Source organism: Methylobacterium sp. E-066 (assembly GCF_022829635.1).
Taxonomy (GTDB): domain Bacteria; phylum Pseudomonadota; class Alphaproteobacteria; order Rhizobiales; family Beijerinckiaceae; genus Methylobacterium.
Window position 1 is genome coordinate 22,402 of sequence record NZ_JAKSYO010000128.1, and the last position, 20,183, is coordinate 42,584.

Below are 20,183 nucleotides of genomic sequence, written 5' to 3' on the forward strand. Positions count from 1 at the left end.
CCTCCTCATGCGGCCTCGGCCGCGACACGCGCGGCCATCGTCTCGGAGAAAGTCAGGCCCGTCGCGGCATGCCGCGCGGCAGCCTTCGTGAACTGCTCCATGCGGCTGATAGTCAAGTCGACGTAGAGCGGGTCGAGCTCGATGCCATAACCGCGCCGCCCGGTCTGATGCGCGGCAACCAGCGTCGTGCCTGAGCCGACCGTCGGGTCGAGCACGATATCGGCGCGCTCGGTCACGTCCAAGATCGCATCGGCGATCATCGCCACACTCTTCGGCGTCGGATGAGCCGCGATCGCCTTCTCGCGCGCGGAGCGGAAGCTGTTTGCGCCCGGGTAGGCCCAGACATTCGAGCGGTGGCGACCATGCCGACCGAGCTCGACGTTGTTGAGGTGCTTGCTCCTGCCGTGTTTCCAGACGAAACAGAGCTCATGCTGGCTACGCCAGAGCGAGCCCATACCGGCGTTGTCCTTCGACCATACGCATAAGTTGATCAGCTCGTCGTAGGCCGCGCGGCCGGCTTCCATCATCTCCCCCAGATGGCGCCAGTCGACGAACTGGAGATGGAGCGAGCCGTCGGTCGAATGGGCGGCCAGATTCTCGAAGATTGTCCGCAGAAAGGCCGTGAACGCCTCGGGGCTCATCTCTCCTGAGCCCATGGCGAACTCTCGCGCGGCCGGGCGCCCGGACACGTGGCCACGGATCTTGACGTTATAGGGCAGATCTCCGGCACACAGCCGCGCCGCCTCACCATCCATCAGCGTGCCGAAGCTGTCGCGCTCACGCGCGTCGGCGCAGAGCAGGCGATGGCCGCCCTCGAACAACCACAAATCTCCAGCCCGCGAGACCGCACGTTCGCCGACGCTCGGCAACAGATCAGCCGGGTCGGACTTGGTTTTCGGCGGCTGCGGCGCGAGGATGAGGTCGATCTGGGGGGTCGTAAAAGCAGTGTGTCCGACCAGCCCAAGATCGACGTCGATGAGCACCTCGATCTCTGTCTTGAGGGCGATCTCGTCCCAGCTCGACAATTCCTGGATGCGGTTGAGCGAGATCTTGAGCGTCGAGGCTTCCGCCGGGCTGAGGTGACTGATCGCCACCGTCGGGACTTCGCACATTCCAATCTGGCAGGCTGCCATCCAGATGGCGTGCCCATCCAGGATAGTCCCGTCTTCATGGATCAGGATCGGACAGACACATCCGAAGCGGCGCAAGTTGAGCGCGAGTTGCTCGACTTGCCCGCGGCCGCGTTTGCGCAGTTGGCGCTCGGAGGCTTTCAGCGCACCGGGATCGCGATAGACGATGTGCAGGCGCAGGGCATCGGACGCAGACGCGGCCGGCTGACTGTGCGCCGACGGCGGTTGGGTCGCCGCGGTGGCAGGCTTACGAGTACGAAGCTTGGGAAGTTGAACGGACATTGTCGTCTGGGCTCGACCGGGTGGAGCAATGCACAGCAGAAGACGCGCGCCCGCACCCGCGTTAGCGAGGTACAGACATCGTCGTTTGCTAGTAGCGCTGCTCCGCGCGTCGAATGCGCAGAAATGCCCCGTATGACGGCCAGCTCACCCGTCTGAAGGGCTGGACCGCGACGACAGGCTTATGGCTGGGATACATCAAGGTCAACCCCACGATTGAGCCGGCGCACCTCACATTGGCACTGACAGCTGGCATCCAATTGTCCGCTCGATTGCCGATAGTCGCCCACGCGGGATGAGGCGCGCGAAAGCTCCCTGTTCGGAACCGCGTTTCCCAGTTCGGGGCGAGCAAATTCCCAGTTCTGGCCGCGGCGAGGTCTCGATAACGTGCTGACCGAACAAGCACTTTCGCTCCGCCTCACTTTTCTCGGCGGCCGAGCGGCGGATTCGCTGTTTTGGGTCCGAAACAGCGAATGCCACCGGAGACGGGTTCGCACCTGACTCGGTCCACCACCAGGCCTTCCTGGTGGAAATTTAGTTTCCTGCGCTCGGCGGCAATATCGCTGCTGGGACCAGGGCTTAGCGGCGGCCTGCACGGTCTCCCGCCACCGTCGTCACCGCTCCGCCGGCCAGCTTTGGACCTGAACACACGCTCGTTCTCGGCGTCGGTAATGCCGTCTTCCGGCTCGCCCAGCTGACACAGGCTCGGAGACCGTTTCGCGCCCCGGTGTGAGACGCGCGTTCGCGGGGCCATCCCGCTGTCGATCCGTGCCAAATGCGACGAGAATCGGAAAACACGGCTCGCGAGGGGCGGCGCTTGGGAGCGGGGCTTCGATCAACGGCAACAGCCAACGGCCAGGCGGGACGGCCCTCCGCCCCAGGGTGGGCCGGCCGCGCTGCTCTTCGCCACGATGTTCCCCCAAGCCGCCTTGTCCATGCTCAGCCTCGCACCGCCGGTCATGGCGGGGACGGTCACGCACAGCTGCGGCCTGCCCGCCGAGGTCACGGGGGCGTATTCCGGCCTGGTCTACGCCTTCGTCCTCCTGGGCAATCTGCTCGCGACGCCGCTGATCCAGCGCCTCGGACCGTTGCGGCTGAGATTCGTCTGCCTGGCCAGGGGAGCGCTCGGCCTCGCGGTCTTCGCAGAGGCCTGGATCGTCGGCCTGCTGTCGGGTACCGTCCTGATCGGGCTGTGCGACAGGCCCCTCACCCCCGCCAGTTCCCAAGCGATCGCCCACCAGGCGGGATCGCCGGTGTTCGTGTTCATCGTCTCGGTTCGGCAAACGAGCGTGCCGCTCGGCGGCGTGCTGGCCGGACTCCTCGTGCCGCTCCTGCTGGCACGCTTCGACTGGAACGGGACCTGCGTGATCCTCGCCGGCGGCAGTACCCTCGCCGCGCGCGCCTTTGCGGCCACCTCGCCCCTGGTCAGGACGGAACGCGCCACCGGCGCCTGCTCGATCCGCTCTACCTGATCTTCCGCAACCCGGCGCTGCTGGCTGGCCGCAGCCTCCGCGATCTTCGGAGCCATCCAGCTTGTCCTGAGCGCCTTCCTGGTGATCTACTTGGTGCGGGTCGTCGGGCACGATCTGACCACCGCGGGTGCCCTCCACTCGGCGAGCCAAGTGGCGGGCATCCTCGGGCGGCCGGCCTGGAGATATCTGGTCGATCGCACGCAGGCCTCGCGCAACGTGCTGATCGGGCTGAGCCTCGGCATGGCGGCGGAGCGAAGAACACCGAGAGCGAGTTCGAGACCACCCGCAGCGGTTCCCGGATGGCGACCTCGGTCGGCGGCGTGCTCACCGGCCGGGGCGGCCACATCATCATTCTCGACGATCCGATCAAGCCCACCGACACGCTGTCCGAGGCGGTCCGCAGCGCCACGAACGACAGGTATGACCTCTCCCTACTCTCGCGCCTCGACGACAAGACCACCGGCGCGATCATCCTCGTGATGCAGCGTCTTCACGTCGATGATCTGATCGGTCACCTGCTTGAGCAGGGCGGCTGGACGGTTCTTAACCTGCCGGCCATCGCCGAGGCCGATCAGTTCATCCCGATCGGTCAGGGGCGGGTCCATCACCGCCGGACGGGCGACGTGCTTCACCCCGAACGCGAACCGCTGGCCGTGATCGAGGAGCAGCGGCGGACCATGGGAGGCTTCAACTTCGCGGCCCAGTATCAGCAATAGCCGGTGCCGCCGGGGGGCAACATGTTCGACCTGGCGTGGTTTCTGCGCTTCGGCGCTATACCTGCGCCGGGCTCCTACGGCGACGATCAGGTTTTTCAATCTTGGGATACGGCTTCGAAAGCCGGCGAGTTGAACGATTACTCGGTGTCCACGACGTGGCTGGTGCGCGGCGGCGCCTACTATCTCCTCGACGTGTTCCGGAATCGATTGGGTTATCCTGACCTGCGCCGGAAGATCGTCGAGATGAACGCGCGCTGGGGGCCAAACGGTGTACTCATTGAGGACAAGGCTTCCGGCGAACATCTCGTCCAAGACCTGCGGTATTCTGGGGAGGTGTTCGCGATCGCGGTCCAGCCGCAGGGTGACAAAATAGTTCGGGCGTCCTCCCAGGCGGCGAGCATCGAGGGTGGGCGCGTGCTGCTGCCCGAGCACGCAGCCTGGCTCGGCGAGTTCGAGAAGGAGGTCCTGGCGTTTCCCCACGGCCGGCATGACGATCAGGTCGACAGCATGAGCCAGTTCCTGATCTGGGCCCGCGACGACCTCGACGCCGGCCCGCGCATCCGCTCCTTCGACGATTGAGACGCCGCACCGGGCCTACTTCGGGGACACCCAGCTCCGAGGCGGTGGGCGGGGGCGTCGGCGATGGTCGACGCTCCCGCCCCGTCCTGTTCGGCGCTGCCGCCGGGCGCCCTATACAGGCTTTATGCGCAGCCCTCCGACCTTCTCGCTCCCGCTTCTCGATCGCCTCGGCGACCGGCTGGAAGTTGACGTCGCGGCGGGCGCGATCGCCGGCGCCGACTTGCTGATCGGTAGCCACGACACCGACATCTGGCGGCGGACTGTGGGCTTTCGCGACCCCGTCGCGGGCGATCCCCTCCGGACCGACGCGATCTGGCGCATCTACTCCATGACCAAAGTCGTGGTTTCGGTGGCCGCCCTCGTGCTGGCCGAGCGCGGCGATTTACGCCTCGACCAGCCGGTCGCGGACTTCATTCCCGCCTTCAACGAGCTCTTCCTGCTGGGCACTGACGGTACGCGCGTCCCGGCGACGACCGTGCCGACCGTGCACGACCTCCTGCGCCACGCTGCCGGGATCGCCTACGGCTATCTCGGCGACGGGCCGACGCGTCGGGCCTACGAGGCCGACGGCCTGCTTAGCGAGGATCTCGACAACGCCGCCTTCGCTGAGCGGATCGCAAGCCTGCCGCTGGAGCACCAGCCCGGCACCGTCTGGCACTACTCGCATGCCACGGACGTCCTCGGCCGGGTGCTGGAGGTGGCCAGTGGCGCGGATCTTCAGGGCGTGCTCGACGAGACCATCCTCGGGCCGCTCGGCATGGCCGACACGCGGTTTCGTATCCCTACGGCGGCTGCAGGACGCGTGGCGCAACCGCTGCCGCAGGCGCCGGGACAGCGGCCTGCGTTCCACGATCCGTGCCTGCCGCGGCATGGCCAGCGGGGCAACGGTGGCCTCGTCTCGACGGTGGCGGATTATGCCAGCTTCCTGCGCATGCTCCTCTCCGACGGCGGCCGCGGCGGCGCGCGCATCCTCTCCCCGGCGAGCGTGCGGCTCATGACCGCCGACCATCTCGGGGCTGAGATCGCGAGAGGCGCCTACTACCCGCCGGGTCCGGGATACGGCTTCGGGCTCGGGGTCGCGGTCCGGCTCGCGGCGGGCGAGGCGCCGTTTCCGGGCAACGTCGGCGACTGGTTCTGGAGCGGGGTCGGCGGCACCTACTTCTGGGTCGATCCAGCGGCGGGCTTCTTCGCGCACCTGATGATGCAGACCTCCTCGGCCGCGCAGCGCCAGCACTACCGGACGCTGACCCGCGCCATGGTCTACGCCGCGCTCGATGCCTCCTGAAGGCGAAGGGCGCCGTTACGGCGTCTCTGCTTCCGTTGGCCTGCGTCATCCGCAACAGTCGACATTCGTCGCTCAGCTTTATCCCGCGGGCTCTGTCGAGTCTCGATCGCGCAGATCTCGGCGATGATACTTGTATGAGAACCTTCATGACAGATCACCTTGCAGGCTAAGGCCGTACTCGGAGTCTGAGTCAGCCTCGGTCAGACTACTTACGCAGAGAGGGTCCTCAGAACTAACCCGCTCCCTCAGCGTTGCCCGCGATCTGGAGATCGCCAACATGATCATCGCGAAGCTCAGCGGGCTGCTCGTCGGTCTGGGTTTGACCCTCCCATTCAGCGCAATCGCGGATGCTGCCCCGCTGCAGGTTCGGTATGATGTCGAAAGGTCGCGACCGTCCGACATTTTGGTTGAGTCGCGCCTCACGGGTGCAACCTGTCCCACCTTGTGCCGTCCAGCCATGCCGCCGTGTTTATCCGGCAGCCGGTGGTACGGCCCTTACGGATATATCTGCTACCATTATCGGCCAACGGCCGGCGGCCTCGGCTCGACTTACGGAGCGCGCTGAAAACCGCGGCCATCCCCCGAACAGATCGACGGCGTTGTTGGTGCTGCTGGTCGAAGTAGGCGCGATCCTTTGGCCGATGGGTGAAGCGGTCTCACCAGCCGAATGGCGGCGGAGTCGGCCCGCGGTAGGCCTGCGGCGGCAGGTCGGCTGAGAGGGGCTCCTGCCGGATCGGATCCACCGGCCTCGGGGCTTCGAGCGTCGTCGCCGAGCGGACTTGGCCCGGCTCCATCAGGTAGCGCGGCTGACTGAGCGAGGCGGTGTTGGCCGAACCGGGCCTCGGCACCGCAATATCCGGGTTCGTCGGACGCCCGGCCGCCCCACGTTGCGCCGCATTCGCGACCGGTGCCGCGGTCTCCGGTATGTCGACGAGCGTCCCGCTGGCATTGACCGTCACGAGCGGCCGGCCGGCAACCACCGGAGCGACCGCTGGCGCCATGGCGGCCTCCGGATTCTGAAGGGCCTCGGCCACCTTCGGGGCCGGACGTCGGCGTGGCTGGCGAGCAACCCGGTCCTGGGCGACCGAACCCAGACGCAACCGTGCCAGGTCGGCGATCAGGGTGTCCACCGAGGTGGTGAGGCCCCGGCCGCAGAGGTGGACGCGCAGCGACGCCGAGGCCCGTCCAGACAGCGGTCGCGCCGCGCCGAGCGGGATACCCTGGATGTCGTCGATCCATTGCCAAGCGTAGGCACAGCGGTCGCTGAGTGCGACGCCGACCGGCCCATAGGCATTGCGCGCCGGCTGGTTCAGGACGCGATAGGGCCTGCCCCCGAGGCTCGCGAGTTCGGCCGCGATGCCTGTCCGGGTGGGTTTCTCCATTCTCGGAGCGGCATGGGCGTGTGCCGTGCCGATCGTTAGATCGGCCCGGTTCTCGCCGTTGGCCCCGAATCGGACCTGTTGGCGCAGCCCTCCCGAGTAGCGCACCTCGTCGACGAGGACGGGGCGTCCGGCGTCGGGCAGCGACACGAGCGGCGCGCGGCGAGCCGAATCGTCTAGGGCGGTGAAGACCGCGCCCGGCGTCGCGATCTGGGCAGAGGGCGCCCGGGCGGTGTTGCAGGCAGTCAGCGACAGGCTCGCGAGCGCGGCAGCTCCAACCTGCAGGACGTGGGACCGGATCCGCGTCGCCGTCATCCGCTTCATCTTTCCTGTCCCTCGCCACGAGGATTGCTGCGGGATCCCGCGGCGGCCGAATCGAAGGGACCAAACCGGTCGCTGTCGCGCGTCAGCGGCGCACGGGGCGCGCCCGCGACTGCGATCCCGATGGCTTCACCCTGAGCCAGCGTACCGACCGGTGGGACTGCTTGCGCGGCTTGCGGCGTCGCCCGGTCGAGACCGTTCCATCCCGGGAGCAAGGTGAAGCCATAGCGCTCGTACGGCATGGCTCCGACACCCGGCACACGCCGGGCAACGAGCGGCTGGGCGTCCCGAGGCTCGCGCAGGAACTCGGCCTCGCGGCCTTTGTCGGTCAGCTCAGGAAACCGCAGGGGGTTCTCGGCAGCGACGGAGATCGGGAACTCGCCGCGCTTCACCGGAAGGGAGCGGAGGGTCGCGGATGCGGGCACCGGCTTCGGCACGCGGGCCTGCATGGCGGCCACCGGCTGCACCGAGGCCGAAGCGACCCGAACCGGATCACAGGGGCCCGGCACCTGCGCGTCCGGGGCCGGCAGCGCGAGCTCGACCACCGTCGGGAACAGGCCATCGTACCGATTGATTACGTCAATGAACTCGCGGGTGCGCTTCAGCCGTCCGAGCGTCAGCGCATAGCCCAGCACTGCCGATTCCCGCGGCTTCCAGGCTGTGGCGCGCTGAAACCAGTCGGCGGCGGCCTCGAACTGGCAGGCGTTGTAGGCGTACCAACCGAGCGCCTGAGCGCCGTCGCCGGATGCGGTGGCGAGGACGAGCTTGGCGAAGCGGTCGAGCCGCGGGGCATCGACCGGAGAGACGGGGCTCTGAGTCAGCCGCCGCGCCATCATGTCCATGTAGAGCGCGGTGTTGGTCACCGAAGGGCCGCGCCAGGCGAAGGCGATTTCCTCGGCTTCCCGATCTTGCCCGAGTTCGCGCAGCGACAAGGCGAGGCCGGTAGCGACCCGCGCATCGCCTCCGCGGGCTATGGCCATCTTGAACCAGTCCAAGGCCTCGCGGAACTGCCGGCGCCGATAGGCGTACCAGCCGAGAAGGCCAATCTGATCGGGCTTCCCCAACTTGCGCATGGACTCGCCGAGAGCGACGAGATCGGCCGGCTCGATCCGGCCGGCGGGTTCGTCATGCAGAACCGCAGCGATGCGCGCCCGCGTCACGTCGAGGCGTATGGCCTGGAACTCACTGGTCCCGTCGGCAACCGGGTGACCAAGGGCGAGCAGGGTCTCGACCTGCATCATCGGCAGGATGGCCATCGCCTTCTGAACGGTCGCAAGCCGCAGCGCGGATTCCGTCTGGCCAGCCAGGATGGTCCGGTAGGCCGCCGCCGCCTGTGCAGCCGCGCCGGTGCGGGCATAGGCCTCCGCCACCAGCCACGCGATGTCGATGTCGAGATCGCTGATCGCGTTGGGCGTAGCGTTGACCCGGGCCAGGATGCTGTCCCAATCGCCGTTCTGCTCGGCCGCCTTGACCTCGCCCCGCAGGGTCCCGCGGTTGAGCTTGCGCGCCAGGTCGTCGGAGGGGCGCCAATCGGGCTCCACGGTTTGGCGCGCCGTGATCGCTGCGCGCAGTTCGGCGATCCGGCCCGCGGTGAACAGGTCCCACAGGGGGGCCTCCTCGGGCGGGCTCGGCTTCAGCGTGTCGAGGTCGGTCGGGACGGTCCAGTGCGGGTAGCGCTTCCGCAGACGTGCGATCTCGGCCTGCACGCGCTCGGTCTGGCGCTGGGCCGCGTAGTAGCGCAGGCCGCTCTCGTCGACGATCTCGGGACCGGTGGACCGGCCTTCCTGGCCGCCCAGGATGACGGGCGCACGCCCTTCATCCTGCCGAACGATCGTCGCGGCTGCCTGCGCGAGGCTTGCGGCCGGCTGTGCCCGCACCGCCCCCCCGCCGCCCGCCACGTCGAGGCCCAGCCCCGCCACGAGTGACAGCGCCGCACCGTGTCGCCTCAGCGCCCGAGACATGACCGGTACCTCGTGTTGGCAGCGACGAGCGCCAGGAGATGGAGCGTCGCGGGATAGTAGTTTTCGGCTGCTGCCGGCTCGGCAAAGCCCGCCGGCAGGGGCGTGCCCGAAGCGGCACAGGCGACCAGCGCTGCCACGGAAGCGTAGCCCGGCTCCTGCAGACGACCCGTCACTTGTCCGCTCGCCGTATCAACGATCGGGAGGCCCGCGGGATCGGGCTCCGCCCAGAGCTTGGCGAAGGCCTCGTAGGCGCGGCGGTCGGCATGCCCGGCCATGGCGAGATAGAGGGGCACCCGAACGGCATTGTACGAGAACGTCGCCGGGAAGCCCTCGGCCGGCTTAGGCGTGCCCCCGCGCATGGCGATCCATTCGGTCGGCAGCTTCGCCTCGCCGAAGCGGGCGTGCAGGACGAGGTCGAGGCCGACGGCATTGAGGCGCGCCCAATCGAATTCCGGTGCGAGCGCCGCAAGCTTCGTAAAGGCCGGGAACACCCAGTAAGACAGGTTCACGACCGGGCCGTCCATGCGGTCCTCGGCCGAGAAGCCCGCCATGCCGGGCAGGAGCAGCGGTCCGCCCTCCGCCTTGAACAGAACCGTACCCTTGGCGACATCGACCGCGATGCGCCGTCCCGCCAAGCGGTATCCCTCGTCCGACCAAGCGTCGGCCGCCTCGGCAAGCGCCCAGGCCACGAGGATGTCCCCGTCGGTGGCATCGTTGGTATCGGCGACGCCCGGGCGCTTGTCGGGCTCCCAGCGCCACGCCAAGAGCGCATCGTTGCGCACCATCAGATTCGCGCGGGTCCAGCCCCAGATCCTCTGGAACGCGTCGCGATCGCCCGCCGCGACAGCGAACAGCATGCCGTAGCCCTGACCCTCGCTATGGCTGATCCGGCCGTTGGCTGTATCGACGACGCGCCCCTGGTCGCTCACGAAGCGGCTCTTGTAGCTCCGCCAAGCCGTCGAATCGCCGAGGGCGTTCAGCATCGGAACCGTTTCGGTCGTGCGCTCCGCGGAGGCCGGACTCTGTGCCTGAGCTTGACCCGCGAGGGCGAGAGCCAGGATCGGCACGGCGGCGGTTGCGACGATGCGTTTCATCGATCGAGCTCCCGGTCGGCCCGATCGGCAGCGGGCGGGACCGTGCCGGCGCGTCCGACACCGCGGAGCATCGCCTGCGTGCTGAGACCGAGGATGATCGCGGCGACGAAGAGCACCAGCACGAAGGTGTTCGGGTTCGTCGAGAACCAGCCCGCCAGCACGAGGCGCGTGTTCTCGAAGGTGCGCGGTACCGTCTCCAGGATCTGCGTCTGATTAGAGGCGAAGGTCGTGACGCCTCCATCATTGGCGTCGAGAACGGCCACGCGGCCTTGGAGCTGGCCCCAGACGGCCGGGGTTCCCAGACAGATCGCGGCGGCCTGCAAAATCGCGCTGTTTGGCGCGGTGAACACGGTAAGGACGGAGTCGGGATCGCGGCCGGAGACACCCTGACCGACGACCATCGAGGCCCGGGCACTCACCGCGACGGGCTGGTCGCGGACCTGATCGGTCATCCATTGGGTCGCCGTGGCGATGGCCTCGTCGGCAGCACCTTGGATGCCGGTCACGATCCCGGACACGCGGTCGCCCACGGAATCGCGCGTGCGCAGGGCTGTGGTCCAGGACGAGACGAGATCGCGCGTCTCGACATCCGGGTCGGTCCCGCGCATGCGACGCGGACCGGTTTGCGCGCTCCGCGAAGCCGAAACCGGCAGCGCGCAGGCGGGTGGAACGTCGTGGCGCAGGCGATCGATGCTGATGCCGGGGACGGCCGCCAGCGGCCCGGAAGCCGCTCCCCCGGTGGCGCGCCCTTCCCAGATCTTGCGGATCTGCTCTGCGTCGAGGCCGACGGCACGCAGCACATCCGGGTCGAGGGCGCGGGCAGGTGCGACAACCACCGTTGGCGTCCGGCGTTGCAGGGCCGATTCATTGCCGAGTTCGAACTCGATCGGACGTCCGGCCGCGATGGCCATCCGCACCGCAATCGTGGCGGCGGCCGACATCGATTCGCGGTCCGGAGTCGGTACGACGAGACGCGGGCGATGCACGGCATCGGCATATGGCAGGCCGCCGCTCGTCGTAGCGGCGAGGTCGGGAAGCCGCAGCGCGCGGGCGAGCGGCGGCAGGGTCAGGGTCGTGTCGTTCAGGAACAGGAAGCGCTTGCGCTCGGCGCTCCCATCCTCGCAGGCCCGGTCCGCCGCCGACGGAAGCAGCGCGGTGATCTCGACATGGTTGCGCCCCGGACGCCAGCGGCTGAGCGGCAAGGGCATGACCGCGTTGCGGAACACGTCCCCGTCGGAGCGCGGCAGGGCATTGCTGGCGACGTTGCGGCCATTCACGTCGATGATGACCTGCGCGCCGAGGTCGAGACCCGCCGCGTAGCCGCCCGCAAGTGCCAGGGCGGCCTTCGCGTAGTCGGCCGGGATGAAATCCGCGGGCAAGGACACGTCGAACCCGGTACGGAACAGGCGGCCGGCAAACTCGCGGTTCTGCACACCGAAATGGGATAGCGGGAGCGTCTCGCCGCCCTTCGTCTCGAGCCCGCGGGACTGAGCGAGCAGCCGCAGACCCTGCTGGCTTCCCGTCGCTTCATGGGCGGCGGTCGCTGTCAGGACCGCGGAGGCCGCATCGAGTTCCGCAGGTCCGCTTCCGGGCACGATCAGGGTCGCAGCCCGCTCGGCGGTGGCTGGGAGGAATGCGAGCGCTTGACCGCCGATCATCTGCGCCGGGTCGAAGCCGGGAAGGTCCCGCAGCTCGTCCGGCGACCCGATCACGAGGTTGAGGCCGTCGGGCCCTTTGTGCGGCGCTCCGAACTCGACGGCGACATGCGCGTAGCGGCCCGCAAGCGCGATCCGCTGCACCGCCGAGATGATCTTCTCGAAGGTCGCGAAGCCGGGCTTGCCGCGGAGGACGACGCGGATCGGCACGATGCCACGCGCATCGGGCGTGACCGCGGGAAGGTCGCGCAGTGCACGCACCGCCTCGACGCCCGCCGGCATCACGAGGCCGGTCCAAGTGGGATCGATCTGGGTCCAAAGCTCGTAGGTCGCCTGCATCGAGCAGTCGACGCGATGGCGCTGGACAGCCGAGATGGCGACCGCGTTGTAGCCCGGCCGCAGCACATTGGCCGGGATCTCGAACTCGATCACCCGCACGGCGCCGGGCGCGTTGATCGGCGTGCGGCCGAGGACGACGTCGTTGACCGACGCGGTCAGGACGGAGGCCTCCGGCACCACGGAGATCGCGGCGAGATAGCCGATGCGCAGCCGCAAGCGCTCACGCGCCTGCTCGGCCGTGACGAAGACCGGCCATTGCAGCGTGCTCTCTTCGCCGCTGAGCCGAAGGCTCTCGCCGATCGCCGGCAGCGGGCGCTGCGGCAAAGGCGCGGCGGTCTGCGTCACCGCGGTCTGAGGTGCCGGTCCGAGCGGATTCGGCTTCGGGGCGTCGGCACGGCGGGGTGAGACGCCGTTCGGCTCGTCACCGGGCATCGCAAGCGCCTGCGGCGCACCGCGGCCGAGGAAGCTCTGAGCCTGCACCGACGTGATCGGGCCGAGGACCAGATGCGCCGCCAGCAGGGCCATCACGCCCGCCGCGCGAGGCTGCCGTATGGCCAGGCCAAGTCCGAAAGGGGAATGCATCTGAGCCATGGTCTCAACCGGCACTGGGTTGGGGCGTGGCGCCGCGGTCGGCAGCGCGCCGACGATCACGCGCCAGCGCGGCGTTCTCGACATCGAGCATCAGCCGGAGCCAGCTCGCGGTGCCATCCTCCGGCTCGACCTCGGGCTGTCTGGCCCGAGCCGGAGGCGCGGGTGCAACCGTGTCGACGGGACCGGCCGCGTCGGGTTGTCCGCCATCCACGAGGCGGCGATGCAACGAGACCGAGCGCGGCAGGACGATCTCGGCCTGCGGAACATCCGCGGGCTGCTCGGCGGCACGGCCCTTGAGCAGGCATGCGGCTGCGCGGGCCGGCCCGACGATGCCCCACAGCACGAACTGGAGGGATCCGGCGAGCAGGTTCTTGTGCTTGCGGCGCCGCTGCTGGAACCGGGCCATCGCGTCGGCGTCGCTGTACATCAGTTCGGCGAGGACGAAGTACGCGTCCGTCGGCAGGCGTTCGAAGTCCAGCTCGCAAACGGTTTCCTCGCCGGCGGCAGTCATGCCAGTGAGCCGCACCGGAATCGCCGCGCGCGCGACGCGGGACGCGAGCCCCTCACGCGGGGGCACCGAGAGCGCTCCAACATTGCTGTCCGTGCTGCGCCGCATCGGTACAATCGCGTCCATGCGGATGCGGCAGCGCTCCCCCGAGATGCGCTCGACGGCGACATCGACGGCCAGGCCGTTGAGGGTCAGCACCGCGCGCCGATCGACGGCGAGGGAGGGCATGCGCTCCGTCTGCGCGCGCTCGGCCGCCACTCCGAGGGCTGCGCCCGCGGTGATCAGGTTGAACCCGTTCCACAGGCCGACCACCAGCATGAGGTTGGTCACACCCGGCTCGAACAGGTAGCGGTAGGTCGACACGCCGCTGGCCGCCAACAGGATCGCGAAGACGACGAAGAACGGCAGCGCGAGCGGCGAGAGCTGATCGTGGTCCAGGGTGACGTTCTTCGCCGTCACTTTGAATTGCGGCTTGCGGGGCGACAGGATCACGGCGGCCGTCGCCTTGATCAGAAACAGTCCTTGAACGTACTCGTACAGCTCCGAAACGAAAGGCCAGCGCACGCGGCCGTAGAGGTAGCTCTGCATCATCAAATTCACGAAGATGTAGGTCGCCGTATAGGCGATCGCTTCGTCGACGTTGGCGACGACGATCTTCATGTCGAAGAAGATGTACAACAGAGGCGCCATCATGAAGATCAGGCGCGGAACGGGAAAGAACCAGAATGTCATGCTGGAGAGATAGCAGAGCTTCTGGATCGGCTTCAGGCCGCGTTTGAACAGCGGATTCTTGAGGAGCATGATCTGGAGCATGCCCTGGCACCAGCGCGAACGCTGGCCGATGAAGTCGGAAAGCGTCTCAGGCTGAAGACCGGCGATCAGGGTCTTGTCGACGTAGGCGCTGGTCCAGCCGCGTGAATGCAGCTCGAAGGCCGTTTCGCAATCTTCCGTGATGGTGATTCCGGAGAAACCGCCCGCCTCTTCGAGCGCGGTGCGGCGCAACAGCGCCGCCGAGCCGCAGAAGAACGAGCCGTTCCACTTGTCGAGGCCGCATTGGCTGATCGCGTAGAACATCTCGTTCTCGGACGGCATCCGATCGAAGGTGCGCAGGTTCCGCTCGATCGGATCCGGATTCAGGAAAGCGTGCGGCGTCTGGACGAGGAACAGTTTTGGATCGCAGGCGAAATGCCCGATCGTGTCACGCAGGAACGATCGGAAGGGCACGTGATCGGCATCCAGAACGGCGACGATCTCTCCATTGGCGTGCCGGAGGCCATTGTTGAGGTTCCCGGCCTTCGCGTGCAGGTTGCGTCGGCGTGTCAGATACGAGATCCCGAGTTCCGCGCAGAGGGCCTGCAGCGCGGCTCTGCGGGCTCGCGCTTCCCGGGCCTTGTTGGGATCGGCATCGGCGCATTTCTGGTCTGTGCCGCCATCATCGAGGAGCCAGACCGTCAGCTTCTCGGCCGGGTAATCGAGCGCCTTGGCGGCTGCCAGGGTCGTCGCAAGGATGTGACGATCCTCGTTGTAGCTTGGAACGAACACATCGACGGTGGGCAACGCGTCATCGTCGCCCGACGGGATGATCGCTCGAGCCAGCGGGTCGGCGTTCACCACGAGGCTGACCATGAGGATGTAGAAGCAGTAGACCTCGGCCGCCGCTAGGACGACGCCGGCCCCGAAGCCGAGCGGGTCGGACATGGGCGGCAGCGTGCTGGACAGGCGCCAGTACAGGTACCGAAGCACCACGAGGCTTCCGATCGCCAGGAACACCGACCGACCGAGGCGCCCACGTCCGAATAGCCAGAGCAGCGCCATCAACCCAATGGCACAGAGGCTCATCTCCAGTTGGATCGACGTTCCCACGGGCTGTGCGAGCAGCAAGAGCACCAGCAAGGCACTGACGAGCCAGAGCACGCGCACAGGCATCACAGACACTGCTTCGACTCCTTGAAACGGCACATGAGGGGCACGTGGCGAGCTCGATACTGGCCAGCGGCACAATAAATAAAAGCGCTAATCGGTATCTAAAACACTAGCGTTAATATTAGTATCCAAGCCTATCAGAAGGCAGCGCGTCCTTCGACGCTGGTATAATACCCGCCTTTCTGCACACGATCGTGTGCATAGCCGGCACCTAGGGAGAACTTCATCGGACCGACGGTGAAACCGGTTAAGTGGGCGCCCACACGCCATTGATTGAAGTAGGCGTCGCCCAGAAGTGTCGCCTCCGGTCCGACGAAGACGCCGTCGGCCACCGCGAAGCCGGCTTTCACCCGGACGTAGTAGGCGTGAAACAGCGTCGAGTAGGAGGCGTTTGCAGCGACAAGCGTCTCGAGAGTCGGATTGAGATAGAGGTCCGCAGCGAATTTCGCGCCGACGCCGGTGCCGACGACCGGGTTGTTGGGGTCGAGAACGGACAGCTCGTTGCTCCGCACATTGAAGCCGACATATCCGGCGAGCGCGGCCTGTTTCCAGATCCACTCGTAGCCGAACATGGCAGTGCCTTCTTCCTGTTGGCCCCGCACCGTTCGGCCGCTCGTGGAGCCGGGATAGGAGTAGACGCCGCTCAGCCCTTGGAGGCGCAAGCGCGGACCGCTCTCGTTCAAGGGGGTCACGGGCGCGATCGTCGCGGTCACGACCCCGAAGGCGGAGCTGTTCGAGGTCACGGTGGCCGCCGCGTCGATCGCCACGATGTACTCGTCAGCACCCACATCGGTCGGGGCACCGGTGTACCAATCCGCCGCCAACGTAGCCGTCGGGGTACCAGTCGCGACCAGAACGGCGACGAAGTGAGGGAGGGCGGAGGGGTATCTCATCCGGGGTCCAACCTGGAGCGCGAGGCCGGCATCGCTGCAGTGCCGCGAGCCCATCAGGTGTCTTGATGGTTAAAGCAGAGTTAATACACGGCTTAAGACTATAATTCGGCTCTCAAAAACGACACAACCGCTGGTTGTAATAGTATTCATGAGAATGATATTTGGCGATAAGCTGTTTTTCGCTGGCATGAAAGGTGGGCCAGGCCGCTTCGGAAATACGACGGACCAGCTTGAGACATTGCAACGCACAATGACAGATACCGACAAAAGTGCGGCGATCTTCGAAGTTGCGACGCCGTGCAGACTGGCTGTCACTCGAACGCCGGGCGTACCTGTAAGAAGCCGCGCGGCAAGCTGACGACGCGCTTCGTGCTTCATAAAGACGTCGGCGAGGCCGACGGCGCGGGAGAGCGGCGAAGCGCGTGATCAAAACGGTTTTCGCCGCCGGGCTGGACGCTCCAGCAGCGAAGCGAATAGGGACGCGGATCTCAGGCCGCCTGGCGCTGCCGGTCTGCGTTTCGATCGAGAATGCGCGCGAGATCCTGCGATCCGAACGGCTTGCGCAGCCATCTGAAGGTCGCCGAGGAACGTGCAGGCACCGCCTCCGCAGCCATGAGCACGATTTCAACCGTGGGATGTGTGCGGGATACAATTTCAGCGAGGTGGGCGCCATTCACCGCCGGCATCGTATGCGCGCAGAGCAGGACCGTAAAATCACGACGGTTGCCGAGGGCTGTGCACGCCTCGTCGGATGAGGCCACCGCTTCGACCACGTAACCGAGCCACGAAAGGCTTTCAGCGGTCGCAGCCCGCATGACCGCATCGGGTTCGACGAGGAGGATCATGCGCGTGTCGGCCACGTCGCACGTTGCAGCCGTCCCGGCGGACACATCCCTGGCGGCGGGGAAAGACAAAGTGACCGTGCTTCCCTCGTCCAGGTTCTCGACTGCTACGTCTCCGCCGATATCGGTCATAAGCTCGTGGATTGCAGCCATTCCCCGACCGGCGCGAAACGCCGTCGCGGTGGTCAGGACGATACGCAACCCGATACCGGACCGACCGGGATCGGTCTCGATCGCGAGCGAGGCCGTCGCGTCCGAAGGCAGCGATTCCGAGGCGTCGCTCGCAAGGTTGAGCAGCGTGACTTCGAGCTGGCGACCGGTGCAGCCGAGAGGTTGCAGGCGTTCCACTTGCGGCGGAGTGATGCTTAGCTGGGGCAGGATCGCCGTGCCGATGAGCTGCAGAGTCTCCGTGATGGCCCGGGCTGCGTCGATATCCGGTGTCAGGCTCCCGTCGCGGCTCACGATCGCGGCCAGCTTGCGCGTCAGTGCGGTGCCCCGTGTCGCTTGACGGACGACGGTCTCGATGCCGTTCCGATGCCGGGCGTCCCGAGCTTCGGGGTCGAGGGTCGTGGCCGCCGCGACGACGGTGATCAGGGCCGCGCCGATTTCGTGCGCGAGGCCCGCGATGACCGCGTGGGTGCGCGCGTCGGCCGGCGCCGTGGGCGATCCGTCCGGCTGCGCGATCGCGACGGAACTCGCCGGCTTCGGAGCCGGAAGCGCAACGAGCCCGACCTCCCGGCTCAGAACATGGAGACGGACCGGCTGCCCGTTCGATACAACCGCGATCAAGCGGAGCAGAAGCCGCTGGCCGGTGACATCCTCGCGTCCGGCCACGGTACGCACGACAATCTCACGGATGGAGCCAGGCGTCTCGCAGGCCGCGCGCATGGCTTGCCGCAACGGTCCCTGGTCTTCCACTTCCACCCGCGACAGCACGCGATCCAGTTGATCCGCCCGCTCGGACGTGCTGTCCGCCATATCGGCCGAGCCGCCCGCCCAGGTCACATGGCCGTTTCGGAGATCGACCTCCCAGCAGGTGAAGCCGCCGAGGAGTTTCACCGCGCGGACGCGATCGCGACTGCGGGCCAGGGCCGCCCGAGCCTCCTGCTGGATGCGCTCCCGACCCACGCTTCGACCGATGCATGCGCCGACGGCATCGGCAAGATCGGCGATCTCCGCGATCGCTGTCGCGGCCGGCAGCAAGGTGACCTGATCGGCGGTAGCTGCGTTGCGGATGCTGGCGAGCGAGCGCGTTAGGCGCTGCCCAAGCAGCCACCCCGACAAGGCGGCGAGGGCCGCCAGTCCGAGGATCAGGGGCAATGCGGATCCTAGCGTCGTGGCGTCGACCTCAGGCTGCCGGGCCCCCTTCGCGATCACGAACCATCCGAGGGCGGCCTCGTCCCCGACCGCGGCATTCGCCTCGCGGAGTTCGCCCCGCGCCACCGGCACGCCGGATTGGTAGATCGAGCGCCCACCTGCGTTCATGATCTGCACCGAGGCCGTGCGGGATGCCCCCCCGAGGATGCGGCGCGCGCCGGCTACGGCGTCCTCGATCCATGTCGGCGTCATCTGAATCGCCAGCACGCCGGTCGCTGCCGTGCTACCGCTTCGGACAGGCGTAGCAACGATGACGTTCCGGGGGATTTCGGCGCCGGGCCGGGCGCGCTCGCTGGCATCGCCGATCACGACGCCGGACAAGGCCCGCGCAAACCAAGTCGTCCCCGACATGTCGGCGCTGAGGAGGGATCCGCTCGCCGCGGCCAACACCCGCCCCGATCGATCGGCGAAAAGGATATCGGCGTATTCCGGATGCAGGCTGCGCCAACGCCCGAGGAACTGCTGAACCGCCGGTAAGCGGAGTTCACGATCGAACACCGCACTCTCGGCAGCGAGGCTGGCATCGCGCCCGATCGCCGCGAGACTGTCGCTCAACCTCTCCGAGACCGCGCCTGCCACACGCTGCATCTCCTCATCGAGGGCGCGCAGGGCTGCCGGGTCTTTGGAGGGATTGGTCATGATCACGCCGGCGCTGCCGCAGCAGACCGCCAGCGCCAAAAGCGCGGCGAGGAAGCTCCTGAGCGATAGCCACCTTTCGAATTGCATCATCAGTGCTCGTTGCAGGCAAGATCGATTTGTCTGTTAACTTTCCTTCAATACCACGGTGTATATGGTTAATTTTCTCTTAATGTGCGCCGGTGGGCGCTTTATCATCGCTGATTAAGATCTGATGTCTCTTGACCACCAGGAACCGCTTGGGTTTCATGCCTCCAATCGGAGGCGGGACGTTCCTGAGCGACGAGCAATGGGCTGCTCGGGAGCCACTGATCGAGGCGTGTCGGCCCATGGGGAAGACACCGCGGCAGGACCTGCAGCGTACGCTCTCAGCTATTCTGAGGCGACCTTGGAACGGCGTCGAGTGGCGCGCGATCCCGCAAAAACTCGCGCCGTGGTAGCATGCAGCGCAGATCGTCATCCGGTGATCGCGCGGCGGGGCGCGGAAGCGTCTGAGGTCGACGGCGTGTTGAAAAGCTGGGCGTCCGTGCGCGGCCCAAGCCTCGTAGCGACCGGCGGCTGGCCGTGCCGGTGGACGATCATCGCCTTGACTACGCCGGGTTCGAAGGCGTCATCACGAGAGGCATTTACAGGGCGGGCGCTGAGCTGGATTGGGACCGTAGAACTTGCGAGCGGGGCGGCGACGCGATGGCCGTTCTCGCCGCAGGCTCATTTGGATTCCAACTACATGGCAAGAAGCTGATGGATGCGTGGTGGCTGGTGCGGATGAAGACCAAGCCGAACGCACGACGAACGTCGTGGCTGCTAATCAAGGGCCTGAATGTTGGCGCTCGCCCACGCGGGGCGTCCGACTTTCTAGTTGAGCAGCCACTTTCCGTGATCTCGGGCCGCGCCATTGAAGAGATCACCCCCGGGAATGAAAGATTGAAGTTCCTCGGATAACCCAAGTGCCACGTTTGCGCACGCTGCAGGCGAAGAAGGCCTGCCGCCTTCTCAGTTCGAATGGCTTACGGCAGCGTACGAAGGTCCGCTTACGGGACCTGACGTCAAACCGCCAAATATCCTCGATGGGCACAACGCCGAATGGCCGGTCAGGCGCCCATTTGCGATCAAGCATGGCGTGGTCTGGCCGGAAGCGGCATGTCGGCTTTGGAGAAGGTCGGCCGGAAAAGCGGACAGGCCCCTACCGACGTGACCCGGTCG

At 67.0% G+C, this 20,183-nt stretch carries 13 protein-coding genes and 1 pseudogene; 6 read left to right on the plus strand and 8 right to left on the minus strand.

Annotated elements, in window-relative coordinates; all coding sequences use genetic code 11:
* Positions 1–5: 5 nt before the first annotated feature.
* A complete protein-coding gene (locus MKL20_RS18945; RefSeq protein WP_244037968.1) occupies positions 6–1,412 on the minus strand; it encodes a DNA modification methylase in 1,407 nt (468 codons plus the stop codon).
* Positions 1,413–2,344: 932 nt separating this feature from the next.
* Between MKL20_RS18945 and MKL20_RS18950 the strand changes: the two genes are divergently transcribed.
* The 4 genes from MKL20_RS18950 (at position 2,345) to MKL20_RS18965 (ending at position 5,461) form a co-directional block, all read left to right on the plus strand.
* Positions 2,345–2,881, plus strand: coding sequence for an MFS transporter (locus MKL20_RS18950; protein WP_244037969.1), 537 nt, complete (start codon positions 2,345–2,347; stop codon positions 2,879–2,881).
* A 299-nt stretch (positions 2,882–3,180) separates the two neighbouring features.
* Positions 3,181–3,597, plus strand: a complete 417-nt coding sequence (locus MKL20_RS18955; RefSeq protein ID WP_244037970.1) for a hypothetical protein — start codon at positions 3,181–3,183, stop codon at positions 3,595–3,597.
* 21 nt (positions 3,598–3,618) lie between these two features.
* Positions 3,619–4,176, plus strand: coding sequence for a phage terminase large subunit (gene terL / locus MKL20_RS18960; RefSeq protein WP_244037971.1), 558 nt, complete (start codon positions 3,619–3,621; stop codon positions 4,174–4,176).
* Positions 4,177–4,300: 124 nt separating this feature from the next.
* Positions 4,301–5,461, plus strand: coding sequence for a serine hydrolase domain-containing protein (locus MKL20_RS18965; protein WP_244037972.1), 1,161 nt, complete (start codon positions 4,301–4,303; stop codon positions 5,459–5,461).
* Positions 5,462–6,117: 656 nt separating this feature from the next.
* Here the strand turns inward: MKL20_RS18965 and bcsN are convergent.
* From bcsN to MKL20_RS19000, 7 genes are all read right to left on the minus strand, one after another.
* Complete coding sequence (bcsN, locus tag MKL20_RS18970; protein ID WP_244037973.1) at positions 6,118–7,164, minus strand: cellulose biosynthesis protein BcsN; 1,047 nt, start codon at positions 7,162–7,164, stop codon at positions 6,118–6,120.
* On the minus strand, positions 7,161–9,122 hold the full coding sequence (locus MKL20_RS18975; protein ID WP_244037974.1) for a hypothetical protein: 1,962 nt from the start codon (positions 9,120–9,122) through the stop codon (positions 7,161–7,163). The genes bcsN and MKL20_RS18975 overlap by 4 nt, the downstream gene beginning before the upstream one ends.
* Positions 9,107–10,216 (minus strand): glycosyl hydrolase family 8, encoded by a 1,110-nt coding sequence (locus MKL20_RS18980; protein ID WP_244037975.1) that lies wholly within the window; start codon positions 10,214–10,216, stop codon positions 9,107–9,109. The genes MKL20_RS18975 and MKL20_RS18980 overlap by 16 nt, the downstream gene beginning before the upstream one ends.
* A complete protein-coding gene (locus MKL20_RS18985; RefSeq protein WP_244037976.1) occupies positions 10,213–12,735 on the minus strand; it encodes a cellulose biosynthesis cyclic di-GMP-binding regulatory protein BcsB in 2,523 nt (840 codons plus the stop codon). Before MKL20_RS18985 ends, MKL20_RS18980 begins: the two co-directional genes overlap by 4 nt.
* 70 nt (positions 12,736–12,805) lie before the next feature.
* A complete protein-coding gene (bcsA, locus tag MKL20_RS18990) occupies positions 12,806–15,235 on the minus strand; it encodes a UDP-forming cellulose synthase catalytic subunit (protein WP_244038001.1) in 2,430 nt (809 codons plus the stop codon).
* Between the two features lie 134 nt (positions 15,236–15,369).
* On the minus strand, positions 15,370–15,999 hold the full coding sequence (gene bcsS, locus MKL20_RS18995; RefSeq protein ID WP_244037977.1) for a cellulose biosynthesis protein BcsS: 630 nt from the start codon (positions 15,997–15,999) through the stop codon (positions 15,370–15,372).
* Between the two features lie 614 nt (positions 16,000–16,613).
* Positions 16,614–19,073: a response regulator gene (locus MKL20_RS19000; RefSeq protein ID WP_244037978.1), complete on the minus strand. Its 2,460-nt coding sequence runs from the start codon at positions 19,071–19,073 to the stop codon at positions 16,614–16,616.
* A 155-nt stretch (positions 19,074–19,228) separates the two neighbouring features.
* Here MKL20_RS19000 and MKL20_RS33275 point away from each other — a divergent pair.
* A pseudogene (locus MKL20_RS33275) lies at positions 19,229–19,417 on the plus strand (transposase); the annotation flags it as partial.
* A 79-nt stretch (positions 19,418–19,496) separates the two neighbouring features.
* Positions 19,497–19,922, plus strand: coding sequence for a DNA polymerase ligase N-terminal domain-containing protein (locus tag MKL20_RS19005; protein WP_279594864.1), 426 nt, complete (start codon positions 19,497–19,499; stop codon positions 19,920–19,922).
* Positions 19,923–20,183 lie beyond the last annotated feature (261 nt).

Bases quoted from the DNA above. Each gene is read 5' to 3' on its own strand.
- MKL20_RS18945 (WP_244037968.1), bottom strand. From the start codon at position 1,412: ATGTCCGTTCAACTTCCCAAGCTTCGTACTCGTAAGCCTGCCACCGCG.
- MKL20_RS18950 (WP_244037969.1), top strand. From the start codon at position 2,345: ATGCTCAGCCTCGCACCGCCGGTCATGGCGGGGACGGTCACGCACAGC.
- MKL20_RS18955 (WP_244037970.1), top strand. From the start codon at position 3,181: ATGGCGACCTCGGTCGGCGGCGTGCTCACCGGCCGGGGCGGCCACATC.
- terL (WP_244037971.1), top strand. From the start codon at position 3,619: ATGTTCGACCTGGCGTGGTTTCTGCGCTTCGGCGCTATACCTGCGCCG.
- MKL20_RS18965 (WP_244037972.1), top strand. From the start codon at position 4,301: ATGCGCAGCCCTCCGACCTTCTCGCTCCCGCTTCTCGATCGCCTCGGC.
- bcsN (WP_244037973.1), bottom strand. From the start codon at position 7,164: ATGAAGCGGATGACGGCGACGCGGATCCGGTCCCACGTCCTGCAGGTT.
- MKL20_RS18975 (WP_244037974.1), bottom strand. From the start codon at position 9,122: ATGTCTCGGGCGCTGAGGCGACACGGTGCGGCGCTGTCACTCGTGGCG.
- MKL20_RS18980 (WP_244037975.1), bottom strand. From the start codon at position 10,216: ATGAAACGCATCGTCGCAACCGCCGCCGTGCCGATCCTGGCTCTCGCC.
- MKL20_RS18985 (WP_244037976.1), bottom strand. From the start codon at position 12,735: ATGGCCCTGCTGGCGGCGCATCTGGTCCTCGGCCCGATCACGTCGGTG.
- bcsA (WP_244038001.1), bottom strand. From the start codon at position 15,235: ATGCCTGTGCGCGTGCTCTGGCTCGTCAGTGCCTTGCTGGTGCTCTTG.
- MKL20_RS19000 (WP_244037978.1), bottom strand. From the start codon at position 19,073: ATGATGCAATTCGAAAGGTGGCTATCGCTCAGGAGCTTCCTCGCCGCG.